The sequence below is a fragment of the Streptomyces sp. SID5464 genome (assembly GCF_009862985.1).
GTDB lineage: Bacteria > Actinomycetota > Actinomycetes > Streptomycetales > Streptomycetaceae > Streptomyces > Streptomyces chartreusis_D.
Window position 1 is genome coordinate 5,391 of the sequence record NZ_WWIQ01000020.1, and the last position, 812, is coordinate 6,202.

Annotated in this window: 1 protein-coding gene; it reads right to left on the reverse strand. The window is 63.9% G+C overall.

Annotated elements, in window-relative coordinates; genetic code table 11:
* Positions 1-812, reverse strand: an 812-nt coding sequence (locus GTY47_RS12855; RefSeq protein ID WP_010033773.1) for a cbb3-type cytochrome c oxidase subunit I, incomplete at both ends; no start/stop codon positions are given.

Genomic DNA, 812 nt, shown 5'->3' on the forward strand with positions numbered 1-812 from the left:
AGCCAGTGCTGCACCAGGAACGTGGTGTGGAAGCCGACGAAGAGCGTCCAGAAGTGGATCTTCTCGATGCGGGTGTCCAGCATCGTGCCGGTCATCTTCGGCCACCAGAAGCTGAAGCCGCCGAACATCGCGAACACGATGGTGCCGAAGAGCACGTAGTGGAAGTGCGCGATCACGAAGTAGGAGTCGGTGACGTGCCAGTCCAGCGGCGGCGAGCCGAGGATGACGCCGGTCAGACCGCCGAAGAGGAAGGTGACCAGGAAGCCGGCCGCCCACAGCATCGGCGGCTCGAAGGACAGCGACCCCTTCCACATCGTGCCGATCCAGTTGAAGAACTTCACCCCCGTCGGCACGGCGATCAGATACGTCATGAAGGAGAAGAACGGCAGCAGGACCGCGCCGGTGGCGAACATGTGGTGCGCCCACACCGTCACGGACAGACCGGCGATGGCGATCGTGGCGCCGATCAGCCCCGTGTAACCGAAGATCGGCTTGCGGGCGAAGACGGGGATGATCTCGGTGATCACACCGAAGAACGGCAGGGCCAGGATGTACACCTCGGGATGGCCGAAGAACCAGAACAGATGCTGCCAGAGGATCGCGCCGCCGTTCTCCGCGTTGAACACCTGCGCCCCGAAACGGCGGTCGGCCTCCAGCACCAGCAGCGCGGCGGCCAGCACCGGGAACGCCAGCAGCACCAGCACCGAGGTGAGCAGCACGTTCCAGGTGAAGATCGGCATCCGGAACATGGTCATGCCGGGGGCGCGCATGCAGATGATCGTGGTGATGAAGTTGACGGAGCCGAGGATGGT